The 16875-nt window shown below is 65.2% G+C and carries 13 protein-coding genes and 1 pseudogene; 6 read left to right on the top strand and 8 right to left on the bottom strand.

Features of this window, described 5'->3' with window-relative positions:
* The first annotated feature begins 161 nt into the window (after nucleotides 1-161).
* Nucleotides 162-584: an Hsp20/alpha crystallin family protein gene (locus tag NG698_RS10425; RefSeq protein WP_252568837.1), complete on the top strand. Its 423-nt coding sequence runs from the start codon at nucleotides 162-164 to the stop codon at nucleotides 582-584.
* A gap of 20 nt (nucleotides 585-604) precedes the next feature.
* Here the strand turns inward: NG698_RS10425 and NG698_RS10420 are convergent, their stop codons facing one another.
* The 3 genes from NG698_RS10420 to NG698_RS10410 form a co-directional block, all read right to left on the bottom strand.
* Nucleotides 605-1630 carry a 6-phosphofructokinase gene (locus tag NG698_RS10420; protein WP_252609604.1) on the bottom strand — a complete coding sequence of 342 codons (1026 nt, stop codon included), beginning with the start codon at nucleotides 1628-1630 and terminating at the stop codon, nucleotides 605-607.
* Nucleotides 1627-4011, bottom strand: coding sequence for a phosphoenolpyruvate synthase (gene ppsA, locus NG698_RS10415; protein ID WP_252609602.1), 2385 nt, complete (start codon nucleotides 4009-4011; stop codon nucleotides 1627-1629). The genes NG698_RS10420 and ppsA overlap by 4 nt, the downstream gene beginning before the upstream one ends.
* Nucleotides 4012-4102: 91 nt before the next feature.
* On the bottom strand, nucleotides 4103-6661 hold the full coding sequence (locus NG698_RS10410) for a cation-translocating P-type ATPase (RefSeq protein WP_252609621.1): 2559 nt from the start codon (nucleotides 6659-6661) through the stop codon (nucleotides 4103-4105).
* A 237-nt stretch (nucleotides 6662-6898) separates the two neighbouring features.
* Between NG698_RS10410 and NG698_RS10405 the strand changes: the two genes are divergently transcribed.
* A complete protein-coding gene (locus NG698_RS10405; RefSeq protein WP_252609601.1) occupies nucleotides 6899-7351 on the top strand; it encodes a universal stress protein in 453 nt (150 codons plus the stop codon).
* Nucleotides 7352-7493: 142 nt separating this feature from the next.
* On the opposite strand, the gene NG698_RS10400 is transcribed toward NG698_RS10405, so the two are convergent.
* Entirely contained in the window at nucleotides 7494-7769 is a 276-nt protein-coding gene (locus tag NG698_RS10400; protein ID WP_252609600.1) for a glycosyl hydrolase family 65 domain-containing protein, read from the bottom strand.
* Between the two features lie 94 nt (nucleotides 7770-7863).
* Nucleotides 7864-8037, bottom strand: a pseudogene (locus NG698_RS21950) (hypothetical protein); the annotation flags it as partial.
* A gap of 323 nt (nucleotides 8038-8360) precedes the next feature.
* Here NG698_RS21950 and NG698_RS10395 point away from each other — a divergent pair.
* Nucleotides 8361-8543, top strand: coding sequence for a hypothetical protein (locus NG698_RS10395; protein ID WP_252609599.1), 183 nt, complete (start codon nucleotides 8361-8363; stop codon nucleotides 8541-8543).
* A 67-nt stretch (nucleotides 8544-8610) separates the two neighbouring features.
* On the opposite strand, the gene NG698_RS10390 is transcribed toward NG698_RS10395, so the two are convergent.
* Together NG698_RS10390 and aspS are read right to left on the bottom strand one after the other, a co-directional pair.
* The gene (locus tag NG698_RS10390) at nucleotides 8611-9450 is read right to left on the bottom strand and encodes a GNAT family N-acetyltransferase (protein WP_252609598.1); all 840 of its coding nucleotides are present in this window, start codon (nucleotides 9448-9450) and stop codon (nucleotides 8611-8613) included.
* Nucleotides 9451-9519: 69 nt separating this feature from the next.
* Nucleotides 9520-11307: an aspartate--tRNA ligase gene (gene aspS, locus NG698_RS10385; protein ID WP_252609597.1), complete on the bottom strand. Its 1788-nt coding sequence runs from the start codon at nucleotides 11305-11307 to the stop codon at nucleotides 9520-9522.
* A 109-nt stretch (nucleotides 11308-11416) separates the two neighbouring features.
* Between aspS and NG698_RS10380 the strand changes: the two genes are divergently transcribed.
* Nucleotides 11417-12673 carry an APC family permease gene (locus NG698_RS10380; protein ID WP_252609596.1) on the top strand — a complete coding sequence of 419 codons (1257 nt, stop codon included), beginning with the start codon at nucleotides 11417-11419 and terminating at the stop codon, nucleotides 12671-12673.
* A 21-nt stretch (nucleotides 12674-12694) separates the two neighbouring features.
* On the opposite strand, the gene hisS is transcribed toward NG698_RS10380, so the two are convergent.
* Nucleotides 12695-14080 carry a histidine--tRNA ligase gene (hisS, locus tag NG698_RS10375; RefSeq protein WP_252609594.1) on the bottom strand — a complete coding sequence of 462 codons (1386 nt, stop codon included), beginning with the start codon at nucleotides 14078-14080 and terminating at the stop codon, nucleotides 12695-12697.
* Nucleotides 14081-14312: 232 nt separating this feature from the next.
* Between hisS and NG698_RS10370 the strand changes: the two genes are divergently transcribed.
* Together NG698_RS10370 and NG698_RS10365 are read left to right on the top strand one after the other, a co-directional pair.
* Nucleotides 14313-15113, top strand: a complete 801-nt coding sequence (locus tag NG698_RS10370) for a peptidylprolyl isomerase (RefSeq protein ID WP_252599452.1) — start codon at nucleotides 14313-14315, stop codon at nucleotides 15111-15113.
* A gap of 67 nt (nucleotides 15114-15180) precedes the next feature.
* Nucleotides 15181-16791: a DUF349 domain-containing protein gene (locus NG698_RS10365; RefSeq protein WP_252599453.1), complete on the top strand. Its 1611-nt coding sequence runs from the start codon at nucleotides 15181-15183 to the stop codon at nucleotides 16789-16791.
* Nucleotides 16792-16875 lie beyond the last annotated feature (84 nt).

The raw sequence follows: 16875 nt of genomic DNA, 5'->3' as shown, positions 1-16875 counted from the left end.
CTGATCCTAGCCCTCCAATGCCGGCTCGCATTGAACCGCACCATCAGCGCAACCTTCCCGGCACTCAGGACCAAAGCCTCTGGGTCCTCCCGGCCCTTTGCCCGACCCTTAAGGAGTCGGGCACGTCATGCCCCGACGGTCATCCAAGCAAGGAGGCAGCCATGGCTGATTTGATGAAATGGTTTGACACCCGGCGCTCCCCCGTCGAGATGATTGAAAGAATTTTCGAAGGTGATACAGCGGCGTCGGGGATCCGCGTCGAAGAATCGGTTGAAGGCAACACACTTGTGGTCCGGGCCGAACTGCCAGGGATCGATCCGGACAAGGACGTCAGCGTCACCATCGTTGACGGCGCCCTTGAGATCAAGGCCGAGCGCAGGGAGCAGTCCGAGCAGAAGGAAAAGGACAGTTACCGCTCGGAGTTCCGCTATGGTTCTTTCGTGCGGAGGCTCGCTTTGCCCGACGGCGTTCAACAGGAGGACATCACTGCTTCCTACAGGGACGGGGTGCTGGAGGTCAGGACGCCGGTGCCGACGGCCGCCCAGCAGCCCCCGGCGAGGAAGATCGAGATAACGCGCGGCTAACAGCAGGATCCGGCCACGGATCAGCCGAACAGGACCGCTGCCTCACGGTAACGGTCCTCGGGAACGGTCTTGAGCCGGCCCAGCGCAGCGTCAAATCCGACGTTCACGATGCTGGTACCGTGCAGGGAGACCATGGTCCCCCAACGGCCGGTGGCGGTGGATTCGACAGCGGCCATGCCCAGCCGTGTGGCCAGCACCCTGTCAAAGGCGGTGGGGGCGCCACCCCGCTGGATGTGCCCCAAAACCGTCGCCCGGGTTTCGATTCCGGTCAGCGACTGCAGTTCGTGCTCCATGAGCACACCGATTCCGCCCAGCCGGGGCCTGCCGAAGGTGTCCAGGCCGCGGGGCGAGTACGGCGCGTCCTGGCCCTCCGGGACGAACGCCTCTGCGACAACCACCAACGGTGCCCGCCCGCGGTCGTGTGCGGACTGCACCCACCCGGCAACCTGCCCCAACGGAACCGTGTGTTCCGGAATGAGGATGGCGTGGGCGCCGGAAGCCATCCCGGCATGAAGGGCGATCCAGCCGGCATTTCGGCCCATGACTTCTGCGATCATGCAGCGGTGATGCGACTCCCCCGTGGTGCGCAGCCGGTCGATGGCCTCTGTCGCCGTCTGGACCGCGGTGTCGAAGCCGAAGGTGAAATCGGTGGCGTCGAGGTCATTATCGATGGTCTTTGGAACGCCCACCACCTTAATTCCCTGGTCTGACAGTTCCTGCGCGGCCGCCAGGGTGCCCTCTCCCCCGATGGCGACCAGGCCGTCCACTCCGAGACGGCTGAGGCTTTCGCGCACCGCCCCCACTCCGCCTTCCTTTAGCGGATTGGTCCTCGATGTACCAAGGATGGTTCCGCCAAGACGGGAAAGTCCCCGCACGGCGTGCCGCGGCAACGGGACCACGTCCCCGTCAAGCACCCCTCGCCACCCGTCCCGGAAACCGACAAAGTCATACCCGTGGGAAATGACGCCACTCAGCACTGCACCGCGGATCACCGCATTCAGCCCGGGGCAGTCTCCGCCGCTCGTGAGAATGCCCAGCCGAGTCACTTTTCGGACTTTTCGGCCGCAGCGATCACGGGAACCGTCTTGAGGTACGTGTCGGGGTTGAGCGAAATGGAATCGATGCCCTCCTTCACCAGGAATTCCGCGAAGTCCGGGTGGTTGCTCGGGCCCTGGCCGCAGATACCGATCTTGATCCCGGCTGCATGCGCCTTGCCGATAACCTCTGCGATCATCGACGTGACCGCTTCGTCCCTCTCGTCAAAAAGCCCGGCCAGCTGTTCAGAATCGCGGTCAACCCCCAGGACAAGCTGTGTCAGGTCATTCGACCCTATGGAGAATCCGTCGAAGCGCCGGGCGAATTCCGACGCGAGGATGACGTTCGAGGGAACCTCGCACATCATGTAGATCTGCAGTCCCTCCTCACCACGGACCAGGCCGTTTTCTGCCATCACCTTGATCACCAGGTCTGCCTCGTGGAGGGTGCGGCAGAACGGCACCATGACAATGACGTTGGAGAATCCGAGTTTCTCGCGTACTCGTTTCAGCGCCCGGCATTCCAGGGCGAATCCTTCCCGGTAACGCTTGTCGTAGTAACGCGAGGCCCCGCGGAATCCCAGCATGGGATTCTCTTCGGCAACTTCGAAGGAGCCGCCTCCGATCAGGTGTGCGTATTCGTTGCTTTTGAAGTCGCTGAGCCTGACGATCACGGGGAGCGGGTGATAGGGCGCCGCGATCTTGGCGATGCCCCTGGCGAGGACGTCAACGAAGTATTCCTGCAGGTCGGTGTAGCCGCACGTGAGCTCCCTGATGCGTGCAGCCTCGCCGGCGTCTGTGACGCGTTCGGGATGGACCAGCGCCATGGGATGGATCCGGATGAGGTTGCTGATGATGAATTCCATCCGTGCCAGGCCCACGCCGGCCGCGGGCAGGCGCCACCACTGGAAGGCGGCTGACGGGCTGGCGATGTTGACCATGACGGCGGTCCGGGTCGCAGGCAGGGCCCCGAGGTCAACCTCTTCGACATCGAAAGCGAGGGTGCCCTCGTAGACCTCCCCGTCCTCACCGCCCGCGCAGGAAAGCGTGATGGGCGTTCCTTCCTCAAGGACCGAGGTGCCGTTTCCTGTCCCCACCACGGCGGGCACGCCCAGCTCCCTGCTCACAATCGCGGCATGGCTTGTCGGGCCGCCGTGGTCGGTAACGATGCCGGCGGCGCGCTGCATGATGGGAACCCAGTCAGGGTCGGTCATTTGGGTCACCAGGATGGCGCCGTCCCGGAATTTGTCGATGTCCCGGGCGTCCCGGACCACACAGGCGGAGCCGTGCGCGATCGATTCACCGATCGCCGCACCGGAGACAAGCCGAGGGCCCGATTCGCGAAGGTGGTAGACGCGGAAAACGGACCCGCTGCGCCGCGCCTGGACAGTCTCCGGCCGTGCCTGGACCATGAAGAGTTCGCCGGTGGACCCGTCTTTGGCCCACTCCATGTCCATAGGACACCCGTAGTGGTCCTCCACCGCCACAGCCCAGCGAGCTAGGGTCAAAATCTCGGACTCGGTGAGTACCAAGGAGCGCCGCTCCTGGTCTGTCGTGTCAACTGTCCTGGTTCGCGCGTGCCCGCCCCGGCTGTAAACCATCTTCCGTTCTTTCGAGCCCATTGTTTTCTCGATGATCGGTGCAAATTGTGTGGTGGACAGCAGTGGCTTGAATACCTGGTACTTATCGGGGTTGATGGTGCCCTGGACCACCGTTTCTCCCAGCCCCCACGCGGCGCTGATCAGCACGCTGCGCGGGAATCCTGATTCTGTGTCGATGGAAAACATCACCCCGGATGCCCCAAGGTCTGAACGCACCATCCTCTGCACGCCGATGGACAAGGCCACATCCAGATGGTCGAACCCCTTGATTTCCCGGTAGCTGATGGCCCGGTCGGTGAACAGCGAGGCATAACACCGCCTGCAGGCCTCCATCAGCTCCCGCTCGCCGGCAACGTTAAGGAAGGTTTCCTGCTGGCCGGCGAAACTCGCGTCCGGAAGGTCCTCTGCCGTGGCGCTGCTGCGCACGGCAACCGAGGCCCGGGCCTGTCCTGTCCGTTGGGACAAGGCTCTGTAGTGTTCCCTGATGTCGGCGGCGATGTCCGGCGGAAACTGCCCTTCAAGGATGAGTTCCCGGATGGATTCGCCGGCTTCCCGCAGGCTTGTCCGGCCCGCCCGGTATGCATCGATCGAGGCACGCATCGCCGGTTCGATGCCGTTGGCGGCGACGAACGCCCGGTAGGCGGAGGCCGTGGTGGCAAAGCCCTCCGGTACCCGGACGCCCGAACTTATCAGGGAGCGTGTCAGCTCACCCAGCGATGCGTTCTTGCCGCCCACGGAGGGCACATCGCCCATCCCTACGTCTTCCAGCCACACCACGTGAACGTCGGTCATCGTCGTCCTTGCATTCATGGCTCGATCCTCCCGGGTCAGCCGCGGCAGCAGCAGAGGCTTTGGTCCTGCGGACTCCGGCGTGAGAAGGGTGCTATCCGGCTTTTGTTCCGTGCCGTCTTAGCCTCTTGTAAGCCCAGTCGGCTGCCAGCACCGCGGGAACAGCCAAAGCCGCAACGGCGAACCCGAGGAGCGGCGGCGGGAGGTGTCCAAGTACGGCGGAAACAGGCACTGCGTAAAGGCACACGGCCAAAGCGCCGATTTCTGCCAGCACCGCCCAGAGCAGCAGGCGATTAGTGAGCCAGCCCTGCTTCCAGGGCGGCAGGGTGGCGCTGCGGCAGGCGAAAGCATTGGCCAGCTGGCCAAGCACGACGGCGGTGAAGGCGGCTCCGGACGCCGCCATCACCAGATCGGCATCCTGCGGGTCTCCGCGCGTCCACCCGCCGCCGAACAGCACCACGGAAAACGCCGTCATTTCCATGGCCGCTTCCACGGGACCCAGCACGCAGAACACCCGGAACATCAGCCGGCGGTCCATCAGATGCCGTCTTTCGGGTGGCCGCTTCAGCACACCTTTTCCTGGCGGTTCGCCGCCCAGGGCGAGGGCGGGAAGGAGGTCGGTGCCGATGTCGAGGGCGAGGATCTGCAGTACACCGAGGGCGAGCGGGAACTGGCCGCCGGACAGTGCCCAGATGACGAAGGGCGTCAGTTCGGCAACGTTGTCTGTCAGGTGGTAGGTCAGGAAGCGGTGAATGTTGGAGTACGTGGTCCGGCCCTGTTCGATGGCTGCGACGATCGTGGCGAAGTGGTCATCCAGGAGCACCAGATCGGCAGCTTCACGGGCAACGTCAGTTCCGCTGAGTCCCATGGCCACCCCGATATCGGCCTCCTGCAGCGCGGGACCGTCGTTGACGCCGTCGCCTGTCATGGCCACGACGTGGCCGCGGCTCTGCAGCGCCTTGGCCACCCGCAGCTTCTGTTCCGGCGAGACCCGGCTCACCACAATGCCATCCCGGTCCAGCAAGGCGCCAAGGATCTGTTCGTCCTCAGGAAACTGCGATCCTTCCAGAACCAGTTCCGGGGATCCCATCAGACCGATTTCCCGGGCAATCGCCGCAGCCGTGGCGGGATGGTCGCCTGTGATCATCCCGACCCTGATCCCGGCTTCGCGGGCAGTCTGGATCACCTCCCCCACGCCGGGCCGGGGCGGGTCGTGGAGGGCGATCAGCCCCAGCAGGGTGAGCTCCACTTCAGCCTCCTCGGGAAGGCGCCCCAGCCAGTCCTGCACCGGACCGGGCAGCTCACGCATCGCGACCGCCATGACCCGCAGCCCCCGGGAAGCCATCGCTTCAACTTCTTCCGCCGCAGCGCCTGCGGACTCTCCGCAGAGCGCCAGGACCGATTCGGGCGCCCCTTTAACAAAGAGGGTGGCGCCGACAATGGCCGATTCACGCCGACGGCGGGGATCAAACGCGAACCGCCGCGCAGGCATCGCATCTACGGGAGCGGACCCGGAAAGACGGCGCGCCAGAACGTCAATGGCAGCCTCCATCGGATCCCCCGCCGTCCTCCACTCAACTCCGTGGAGGACAGCCCTGCCCTGGGAGGCGGCCCGTGCCGCGAGCGCGGTACTGGTGGCCGCGGAGATCCCGGTTCCCTCTATGTCGGCCTCCGGCTGGTAACCCTCCCCCGTCACCTTCGCACGGCCGTCGGCTGTAAAGACTTCGACGGCGTTCATCCGGTTCTGCGTCAGGGTTCCTGTCTTGTCGGTACAGATGAAAGTGGTGGATCCCAGAGTTTCCACGGCCTCCAGATTGCGGACCAAGGCGTTCCGCGCCGCCATCCGTTGGGCCCCCATCGCCAGTGAGAGAGTGACGGTCGGCAGGAGCCCCTCGGGGACCAGGGCAACGGCGACGCCGATGGCGAAGAGGAAAGCGCCCTGCCAAGGGATGCCTACCAACAAGGACACGAGGAAGAAGAACCCGGCGACGGCCAGTGCTACCGTCGCGATGATGTGGACGATCCGGCGCAGCTCACGGGCCAGCGGTGTCGGCGGAGATACTGTTCCACTGGTCAGCGCGGAGATTCCGGCAAGCCGCGTGTTTCCACCTGTGTGGGACACTACCGCGTCTGCGTCTCCGTTGACGAGGAACGTCCCGCCCCAGGCGCTGTCGCCGCTGGCCTTAGCTACCGCTTCACTCTCGCCTGTCAGCATTGACTCATCCACGGCACAGCCGGAGGCAACAGTCAGGACGACGTCGGCGGGCACCCGGTCACCTGCTGTCAGGACCACGGCGTCACCCGGGACCAGTTCACTGGTGTGAACCCTCTGGATGTGTCCGTCCCGGCGGACGGAGACGTCAGCGGGCAGCAGCGCGCGCAGTTTTGCGGCCGCGTGCTGGGCACGTTCCTGCTGGATGTGGGCGAAAATCCCGTTGACGACGACCACCACGATGATAGCAACACCAAGCTCCGGGAGGCCTCCGACGAAGGCAAGTGCAGCGGCGCACCACAGCATCAGTGCAAAAAAATGCGTCAACTCGCCCAGGAGCTTCCGCCACTGCCGTACCGGCTTCGCGGTGGGAAGAACGTTTGGCCCCGACTCCCTGAGCAATGCTGCGGCGCGTTCAGAACTCAGACCGGTTGCATCCAGTCCGAATCGGGGCGGACCCCCTTGTTGCGTCACTGCTACTCCAAATTCGCCGAAGTCTGGTTCGTTGACAGGCTTCACCAGGTGGGCCGTAGCGTCTAGGGCCAAAGGTCATGGTGGGGTCCGGGACGTTGATGCGGACGCTGTGCCGGCGTCGTGACCTTGGACCCTGTTCGTCCTTAACCGCCGGGTACATGCTTTGAGGAAGCCTGTGCACGTACGGCACGCGAGGAGAAGATCATGGCCAAAGCCGCTGAGGAGAAGATCATCGTCGGCGTGGACGGTTCCGACGCATCCATCGAAGCTCTTCGCCAAGGGACTCGTCTGGCGCTGGCCCTTGGGACCCGCCTGGAAGCCTGGGGATGCTGGGAGTATCCGGCAGGTTATGAAGGCTATCTTGCTATGGGGGTAGAAGGTTTCGCCCGCGAAGCTGAGGAAAATCTGGAGCGTGCACTCGCGGAAGCCTTTGGCCCCGAACGTCCGCGCCATGTCATTGTCAGGCTCGTCCACGGATCGGCACGGACGTCGTTAGTTGGCGGAAGCAGGCGCGCCTCTCTACTTGTCGTCGGAAGCCGCGGGCATGGCGGTTTTGCCGGCCTGCTGCTCGGATCGGTCAGCGCTGCCTGCGTCGCCCACGCGCACTGTCCTGTCCTCGTGGTGCACTCGCCCCGGGCGGGAAAGCCCTCTCCGTAGGTGATTCCCGCCGTCGTGTTTCTTTATTCAGCGGGTTCTTTATTCAGCGGACCTGATTCAGCGGGTTCCTTATTCAGCGGACCTGATTCAGCGGGTTCCTTATTCAGCGGACCTGCCCCGGACAGGTACATGCCGGGAGACCTTAGCCAGCAACAAGCGGGAAGTGCCGTGTATCGCCGGCGCCCAGAAGGACGCGTTCGGAGCCGACCTGCAGCCGAATGGCGGAGGCGTCTCCGGGAGCCGCTGAAACAGTCAACGTGCCGTGTTCGAGGTTGACGGCGAGTAGATGGTCCCGGTAGCGGACACGGAAGGAAACTGACTCTAATTTCTTTTGGCATTTTTGGGGCGAAAAGAAGGGCATCACTGGTGATTCTGAGGCCAGCAAAGCTGCGCTGATAACATCGATGGTTCCGGCCATGGCGCCAAGGTGGATGCCTGTGTGAGTGGTGCCGCCTTGGGTGTCGTCGAAGGTCAGCGCTCAGCGCCTCACGGAAAGTGCTCCAGGCCCGCTCCGTGCCCATCGCGGCTAGCACTGAAGCGTGTGCCACGCGGCTGAGCGTGGAGCCGTGAGCCGTGCGGGCCAGGTAGTAATCGACTGTCTCGGCGAGTTGTGCGGCGGACACTTCATAGCCCAGCCCGGCCAGAAAGAGCGTCAATTCCTTCTCGCCAAGGACGTAGAGCAGCATCAGCACGTCAGCCTGCTTGGCCAGCCTCTACCGGTTGGTGCTGTCGCCCTCGGCTTCGAGGATCAGGTCCAGGCGTTCGATGTCGCTCACTGCGGGGCCATCGCGGACGGTGGCCCTGGTGCAACAGAGCTCCACCGGGAAACTCGTTCGCTATTCGACCTACTCCAGCGGCGACAACGGACTGACCTGGGAGCACGGAACCGACCTGGATGCTCCGTCCTCCGATCAGGAGGTGGCCTTCCCCCCCGGCTGGCCACTAACGGCGAAGGGTTTGTGCTGCTGGCAACCCAAGGGCGGCCACGCCATCACACGCGCCCGTTCTTATGGTCAGCGGCGACGGCAGGGAGTTTGCGGCCCGGACAGTGGACCACACCGCACTCGAACAGGAGGATCTCCGTGTTTACGCCATCGGGATCGCAGGCGAAAAGGTGATGATCGCCGGCGCCACCGGGCCACCTGACGGGCGCGAACCCCTTGGGATAAGCGTTGATGTACCGGAGCCATGATGTACCTGAGCCCTTGATGAACCCCTGCCGTGGATGCGCCCGTGCATTGCAGCCGCCGCAAACACCGTCAACAGCCGGTCAGGTGCCGCTTGGGCCGTTCCTGCCGGTAAAGGTAGCGGCAGGCTTCCTGGAATCCTGCCTTGGCGTAGAGCTGCTGGGCCCAGGAGTTTGCTGCGGTGACCAGCAGCCAGTAGCCGGCCAGGTTCCGGACGGCGCCTTCGTACAAGAGTGCCTGCATGATCCGCAGGGCATGGCCGCGCCGCCGGGCGTCCGGGCGGGTGGCCATGCAGTACAGCCCGCCCCAACCCCCTGTTGCTTCCCCGGCGGGAGGGAGAGCGAGCCGGCCGACGGCGGCGGGAACGCCGTCGTGGGACCTCACCAGCGCATAGAGCGACGGGCAGCCTGCCAGGATGCTGCGTGCGGTCTCGCGCTCGGCCGGGCCGCCGCGGCCGTCCACGCTCCACCGCAGCTCCAGCCACTCATCGCTGGGGACCGTGGAGATCTCGACGCCGGGTTGGGCCGCCGCAGGATGGGTTAGCGCAGGTTGGTCCGCCGCCTGGACGCCGTTGCTCCGGCACATCACCAGTGTTTCGGACTGCCGGGTGAAGCCTTCCCCGTCGAGGATGGCATTCAGTCCGGTGGAGCGGGGATCATCGAAGACCTGGAAAATCAGCGGCAGGCGCCGGCCGCGGTACCAGAGCCGCGCCGCACGCAGAGCCTCGTGCTGCCGGCGGGTGTTGCCCTCAGGCTCGCGCGGCCAGACCGAATTGGCGCGCTGGGTCACGCCGGAGGCCGCGCGAAGCACCCAGCCGTCGGATTCTTCGCGGTCCGGGGCCGGCCAGGCGGCATCCATCAGCGCCTCAAGCCCGGGCAGGGCCGGAGCAGGTCCTGGAGCTGGAGCTGTCATGGCATACCACCCTTCCGATGCGAAAGGCCCCCCGGTTTCCCGGGGAGCCTCGCGACTGCGGTGTTCAGATTACTCGGCCTTTTTGGGCTCTTCCGTTTTCGTTTGGGGCTTGAAGTCCACGCCGGCTTCCTTGCGCTGCTGCGCCGTGATCGGCGCGGGGGCCTGGGTCAGCGGATCGTATCCGTTGCCTGTCTTCGGGAAGGCAATAACGTCGCGGATGGACTCAACGCCCGCCAGCAATGCCACCACACGGTCCCAGCCGAACGCGATGCCGCCGTGCGGAGGAGCGCCGAACTTGAAGCCTTCCAGCAGGAAGCCGAACTTGGTCTGGGCGTCTGCCTTGTCCAGCCCCATCAGTTCGAAGACGCGTTCCTGGACGTCACGCTCGTGGATACGGATGGAGCCGCCGCCGATTTCATTGCCGTTGCAGACGATATCGTAAGCGTAGGACAGGGCCGATTCCGGGTCCTTGTCGAACGTGTCCATGAACTCGGGCTTGGGCGAGGTGAAGGCGTGGTGGACGGCCGTCCACTTTCCGGCGCCAACAGCCACATCGCCGGACGCCACCGCTGCGGCGGCCGGTTCGAACATGGGGGCGTCAACCACCCAGCAGAAGGCCCAGGCGCTGGGGTCGATCAGGCCGGTGCGGTGGCCGATCTCCACGCGGGCAGCACCCAGGAGGGCACGGGCCGCTGACTTCTCACCGGCGGCGAAGAAGATGCAGTCGCCCGGCTTGGCGCCCACGGCGTCGGCGAGGCCTGCACGCTCGGTTTCGTTCAGGTTTTTGGCAACAGGGCCGGCCAGTTCGCCGTCTTCCTTGAAGAGGACGTAGGCCAGGCCTTTGTGGCCTCGCTGCTTGGCGAATTCCTGCCAGCCGTCCAGGGTGCGTCGCGGCTGGGAAGCGCCGCCGGGCATCACCACGGCGCCGACATACGGGGCCTTGAAGACGCCGAATCCGGTGTCCTTGAAGAATTCGGTGAGCTCAGTCAATTCCACGCCGAAGCGGAGATCGGGCTTGTCCGAGCCATAGCGCGCCATGGCGTCTGCGTAGGTGATGCGCTGGATGGGCGTGGGGATCTCGACGTCGATCAGCTTCCACAGCGCCTTGACGATGTTTTCGCCCAGGGCAATGATGTCGTCCTGGTCCACGAAGCTGGCTTCGATGTCCAGCTGGGTGAATTCGGGCTGGCGGTCGGCGCGGAAGTCCTCGTCGCGGTAGCAGCGCGCGATCTGGTAGTACTTCTCGAAGCCGCCCACCTGCAGGAGCTGCTTGAAAAGCTGCGGTGACTGCGGCAGTGCGTACCAGGAACCCGGCGCCAGGCGGGCGGGGACCACGAAGTCGCGGGCGCCTTCCGGCGTCGAACGCGTCAGCGTGGGGGTCTCGATCTCGACAAAACCGTCCTGGTGGAGCAGTTCACGGGCAATCCGGTTGGCTTCGGAGCGCAGCCGGAGGTTGCGGGCGGGGCCGGGGCGGCGCAGGTCGAGGTAGCGGTGCTTCAGGCGGGCTTCCTCACCGACCTCCACGTGCTCGTCGATCTGGAACGGCAGCGGATCGGAGGTGTTGAGGATAACCACCTTGTCCGCCATGACCTCGATGGCGCCAGTGGCCAGAGCGGGGTTCTCGTTGCCCTCCGGGCGCTTGGAGACGGTGCCGGTGATCTGCAGGACGTACTCGTTGCGCAGGCCATGGAAGACCTCTTCCTCACGGACCACAACCTGGGCCACGCCGGACGCATCGCGCAGATCCACGAATGCAACACCACCGTGATCACGACGGCGGCCCACCCAGCCAGCCAGGGTTACGGTTTGTCCAATGTGCTCGGAGCGAAGGGATCCGAGGTCATGTGTGCGCAGCACAGCACGCCTTTCTGAAGACGACAGCAGGAAAACAAAAGATAAAACTGCATAGGATCGTTCCGGGAACAATCCCGTCTGAGTTTACCCGCTGGAAAGGCGCGACTCCCCCATGCCCGAACACCAGCAGCTTCAACGGAGGCTCGGCGTGTTTGACGCCACGTCCATCGGCCTGGGCTCCATGCTCGGGGCCGGCGTTTTTGTGGTCTTCGCCCCCGCCGCGGGCCTGGCCGGAAATTTCCTGGTCCTTTCGGTCCTGATCGCGGGTGCCGTGGCCTACTGCAACGCGGTGGCCTCCGCGGAACTGGCTGCACGGTATCCGGCCAGCGGCGGAACGTACGTGTACGGCCGGAAGCGCCTGGGGGAATGGCGCGGTTTCCTGGCCGGCTGGGGATTTGTCAGCGGCAAGACGGCCTCCTGCGCCGCCATGGCCCTGACGTTCGGCCACTATGTGTCACCGGGCTACGCGGTGCCGGTTGCCATCGCTGCGGTGGTGGCGCTGACCGCCGTGAACCTGTTTGGCATTACCCGCACAGCACTCCTGACCAGAATCCTGCTGTGCGTTGTCCTGGCCACCCTGGTGTTTGTTGCCGCTGCCGCCATCGTGGGGCCGCATCCTGCGGACTTTTCGGCAGGCGGAACGTCCGACGGCGGAGCTACCGCCGGCTTTAGTGGCGTGCTGCCGGCCGCCGGCCTGATGTTCTTCGCCTTCGCCGGCTATGCGCGCATCGCCACCCTCGGAGAGGAAGTCAAGGATCCGGCCAGGACCATTCCGCGTGCGATCCTGGCTGCCCTCGCCGGCGCCTTCGTCATCTACCTGGCGTTGGCGCTGCTGCTCCAAAACCACTTGACCGAAGGCAAGCTGGCCGCCACCACGGCCCCGCTGCTGGACGCTGTGGTCAATTCGCAACTCGCCGCCGGTGCGCCGGTGGTTCAGGCCGGCGCGGCAGCGGCGTGCCTAGGTGCGTTGCTTGCGCTCATCACGGGAGTGGGCCGCACAACGTTGGCCATGGCGCGGGAACGCGATCTGCCGGCGCCCCTGGCACGAGTGGGCGGCAAGCACACGGTGCCGTTCGTGGCGGAACTGGCGGTGGGCGCCGTCGTGATCTTCCTGATCCTGACCACTGACGTGATGACGGTGGTGGGGTTCTCCAGCTTCGGTGTGCTCATCTACTACGCGGTGACGAACGCCGCGGCGTACACCCTGGAGGAGCACCCGGCCCACGGTCCGAGGTGGCTCAATGTGGTTGGCTTCATCAGCTGCCTGCTGCTGGCTTTCACGCTGCCGCACGTCTCGGTGCTGGGGATGGCCGCCGTGCTGGCCGTCGGCGCGGCCGGCCGGTTCGTGGTGCTTCGGCTGCGCCGCTAGCTGCCGCCAACACCGGGTCGGTCAGGCCGGCTGGGCTGCTGCCGCTGGCACCTGGACTGTTGTGACCTGGACGTTAAGGTCTTCCGACGGCGGCGTCCAGGTTGCGGGATCGGCGTCGGCCTGCTCGCCGGACCGGATGTCCTTGACCTGGTGCTTGCCGTCGTCGTCGGTGAACCAGACGAACGGGATCCCGCGGCGGTCCGCGAATTTGATCTGCTTGCCGAACTTCTCGGCCTTGGCAGCGACTTCGGTGGCGATGCCCCGGCTGCGGAGCTGGGCGGCAACGTCCTGCGCGGCACCCCAGCTGTCGTCAGTGGTGAGCGCCACCAGCACGGCGGTGGGCACCGAACGGGAGGCCTTGGCCAGGCCCTGGCTCAGGATGCGCGAAACCAGCCGCGTCACACCGATGGAGAGGCCGACGCCGGGGAACTTGCGGTTGCCCTTGCTCGCCAACGCGTCGTAGCGGCCGCCGGAGCAGATGGAACCGAGCTGTTCGTGGCCCACCAGGACCGTCTCCACCACCGTGCCGGTGTAGTAATCCAGGCCGCGGGCGATGCTGAGATCGGCAACAACCTTGCCCGGCGCGCGCTGCACGGCCGCTTCGATCACCTGTTCCAGTTCATTCAGGCCCTCCTCAAGGAGGTCGTTCGTCACGCCGAGCGCACGGACCTGGGCCACAAACGAGGTGTCCTCGGTACGGATTCCTGCCAGCTTCAGCGCGGCCTGCGCCTGGTCATCAGTAGCACCCAGTTCGGTCTTGAGCAGATCTGCGACCTTGGCTGCGCCGATCTTTTCCAGCTTGTCGATGCTGCGGAGCACACCGGCGGTGTCATCCAGGCCGATGCCGCGGTAGAAGCCTTCGGCAAGCTTGCGGTTGTTGATCCGGAGGCGGAAGTCCGGAATCGGCAGTGCGCTCAAGGCTTCGGCAATGACCAGGGCAATCTCCACGTCATAGCGGAACGGCAGCTCGCCGTCGCCCACCACATCGATGTCTGCCTGGGTGAATTCGCGGGCCCGGCCTTCCTGCGGGCGCTCCCCGCGCCAGACTTTCTGGATCTGGTAGCGCCGGAACGGGAACGCCAGGTACCCGGCGTTCTCAACGACGTACCGCGCAAAAGGCACAGTGAGGTCGAAGTGGAGCGCGAGGGCGTTGGGGTCAGCTTTGCCGGCCTTGCCCGCGTCGGAGGTGTCGGCATCGTCGTCCTGAAGGCGGCTGAGGCCGTAGACCTCCTTATCAATCTCACCCTTGCGCAGCAGCTGGCCCACGGTTTCCACGGCACGGGTCTCGATGGACGCGAAGCCGTGCAGCTCAAAAACCTTGCGAAGGGTGTCCAGCACGTGCAGCTCCACCAGCCGCTCCTCAGGAAGCCACTCGGGGAATCCGGACAGGGAGGCTGTGCGTGCCATGGTGGATGTTCTCCTCTTGATGAAGGGTGCCTGGGACTTTGCCCGGCATTCCGCCCGAAACGGGCGGGGAACGGCGGCAGTCCGGCAACTCATGCATAAACTATGTGCGGCAGTCAGTTTATGCGTCATCCGCCGGCATCTCTAATACGGCGGCCGGCGCCGCAAGGCTGCCGGCAGACAACCGCCTCCGGATTCAGTTCCTACCGGACGCGGCCCGATACAAGGAGGACCATTGGCGGCCAGTCCACGCAACGCCCGCGAAGCCAAACGGCGCATCCAGCAGATGGAGGCAAAGCGCGAGCTGCGGCGGGACCAGGAGAAACGCCGCAAGCGCGACAACCTCATCGCCGCCTGCGCCGGAACCGCCGCCGTCCTGCTCGCCGTCGTGCTTCAGTTCACTGCCTTTGCCGGCAATCCCACCGAAGAGGAATTCGCCGCCGCGGAGGCCGGCCTGACCAGCCCAACCGACTCCCCCACGCCTTCCGCGCCGGCCACGAACGGCGCGAACATCCCGGCCCCGGACACTGCCGCCGGGAAGGTGTTTACCGGTGAATTGGCACTGAACGGGAACGTGCTCGGCGTCGAAATCGACGGTACCAAGGCACCCCAGGCTGCCGCGGTCTTCAAAGCATTGACGGACGATGGCTTCTACAACGGCAGCGCGTGCCACCGGCTGACCACGGGCGACACCTTCGGACTCCTGCAGTGCGGTGGCGCCACCGCTGCTGCCGACCCCGAGTACACCTGGGGTCCCCTCGAAAACACCCCGGCAGACAACATCTACCCTGCGGGCACGATTGCCATCGCCCGGTCCGGCGACAACGCCTACGGTAACGGCAAGCAGTTCTTTGTGGTCTACAAAGACACGGTGATTCCCGCCGACTCTGCCGGGGGCTATACGGTGGTGGGCAAGGTGACCTCTGGAATGGAAGCAGTCAACGCCATTGCCGCCGCGGGAATCAAGCCCGGCTCCAGCGCATCAGACGGCGCACCTGTGCAACCAGTCACGATAGACTCGGTTTCTCTGAAGTAGGAAGCCAGGCCGTTACGGCCGCGGTGCAGTACGTGAGTATTTCCCTCCAAGCGAAAGACTTTTAGCGGTGACAGACAGTCAGAAATCCGACGAAACAGCAGCAGACCTGACCGAGGTAGCGGCCCCCGTGGCTGACCAGGCAGACGCTGTCCAGGCAACCGCCGAACAGGCCACGGTTGACGAAACCGCAACTGAAGCGGACGTGGATCCAGAGAGCGTGGGCCTCCAGGCCGAACGTGCCGAGGTCCCGGCCGCCCCGGTTGAAGAGAGCGCGGCTGAAGGCGAGAGCGCGGCTGAAGAAGCCCCGGCTCCGGTGCCTGCTCCGGCACCTCGACCCGCCCCGTCACCGGCAGCCTTCGCTGCCCGGCCCAAGCCGGCAGCAGCCGCACCTGTGGCAGCACCGGCACCCGTCGCCTCCGCGACTTCGCTGGCGGAAGCTGCAAAGTGGGGCCGTGTCGAGGGTGACGGCCACGTATTCCTGACGATCGACGGCGATGAGCACCCGGTGGGCCAGTACCCCGGCGTCAGCAATGACGAAGCCCTTGCCTACTTCGCGCGGAAGCATGACGACATAGTTGCGCAGGTCCTGCTCCTGGAACAGCGCATCAGCTCCAAGGCGCCCAGCACCGATATGCAGAAGACCGTCACGCACCTGCGCGAGCAGCTGGCGGAGCGGAACATGGTGGGAGATCTTCGTTCCACCGAAGCGCGGCTCGACGCTGTTTCCGTGCAGATCGCAGAACTCGAAAAGGCAGAGAAGGCAGAACACGACGCCGTTCGCTCCGCCGAGCTCGCGGCCCGCGAGGCCATCGTGGCCGAAGCCGAAGAGATCTCGGGGCAGGATCCCGCACAGATCCAATGGAAGACCTCCAGCGCCCGGATGAACGATCTTTTTGAAAGCTGGAAGACAGCCCAGAAGGGCGGCATCCGGCTTGGCCGCAGCAACGAGGACGCCTTGTGGAAGCGGTTCCGTGCCGCCCGCACAGTTTTCGACCGTCACCGCCGCGCGTACTTCTCCCAGCTGGACAGCACCAACTCGGCCGCAAAATCGGCCAAGGAGAAGCTCATCGCCGAAGCCGAGGCTCTGTCCTCGTCCACCGACTGGGGCTTTGCGGCCGGCGAATACCGCCGGCTCATGGATGAATGGAAGGCCTCACCGCGCGCCAGCCGCAAGGACGACGACGCCCTCTGGGCCCGTTTCCGTGCCGCGCAGGATGTGTTCTTCACGCACCGGCAGGCAGCCAATGAGGAGATCGACCAGGAATACGCCGCCAACCTCACGGTGAAGGAAGCGCTCCTCGTCGAAGCGAACAGCATTCTGCCGGTCAAGGACCTGGCCGCGGCGAAGAAGGCGCTCCAGTCTGTCCGGGACCGCTGGGAAGAAGCCGGCAAGGTGCCCCGCGCCGACATGGGCCGCATCGAAGCCGGCCTCCGCAAGGTGGAGGACGCAGTCCGCAACGCCGAAGAGGAAAACTGGCAGCGCTCCAACCCTGAGACGAAGGCCCGCACCAACAGCGCCCTGTCGCAGCTGGAAGCAGCCATTTCCGGCCTGCAGGACGATCTCGCCAAGGCCGAGAAAGCCGGCGACCAGCGCAAGATCAAGGGGGCCCGCGAAGCCCTCGAGGCGAGGCAGGCCTGGTTGGACCAGATCCAGCGCTCGGCCAGCGAGCTTTCCTAGCAAGTAGTTTGAGGACGCCTTCATCAGGCGTCTGTCGGAGGACGCACAGGCCCGGCCCCGGTTATCCACATAACCGGGACCGGG

Source organism: Pseudarthrobacter raffinosi (assembly GCF_023913735.1).
GTDB classification, from domain to species: Bacteria; Actinomycetota; Actinomycetes; order Actinomycetales; family Micrococcaceae; genus Arthrobacter; species Arthrobacter raffinosi.
Note: the sequence above shows the minus strand (reverse complement) of the source record. Positions and strands in the feature narration are given on the sequence as shown.

Coding starts and splice junctions, on each gene's coding strand:
- NG698_RS10390 (WP_252609598.1), bottom strand. CDS start 9,450: ATGACAGCTCCAGCTCCAGGACCTGCTCCGGCCCTGCCCGGGCTTGAG.
- NG698_RS10405 (WP_252609601.1), top strand. CDS start 6,899: ATGGCCAAAGCCGCTGAGGAGAAGATCATCGTCGGCGTGGACGGTTCC.
- NG698_RS10380 (WP_252609596.1), top strand. CDS start 11,417: ATGCCCGAACACCAGCAGCTTCAACGGAGGCTCGGCGTGTTTGACGCC.
- NG698_RS10400 (WP_252609600.1), bottom strand. CDS start 7,769: ATGGCCGGAACCATCGATGTTATCAGCGCAGCTTTGCTGGCCTCAGAA.
- ppsA (WP_252609602.1), bottom strand. CDS start 4,011: ATGACCGACGTTCACGTGGTGTGGCTGGAAGACGTAGGGATGGGCGAT.
- NG698_RS10395 (WP_252609599.1), top strand. CDS start 8,361: ATGGTCAGCGGCGACGGCAGGGAGTTTGCGGCCCGGACAGTGGACCAC.
- hisS (WP_252609594.1), bottom strand. CDS start 14,080: ATGGCACGCACAGCCTCCCTGTCCGGATTCCCCGAGTGGCTTCCTGAG.
- NG698_RS10425 (WP_252568837.1), top strand. CDS start 162: ATGGCTGATTTGATGAAATGGTTTGACACCCGGCGCTCCCCCGTCGAG.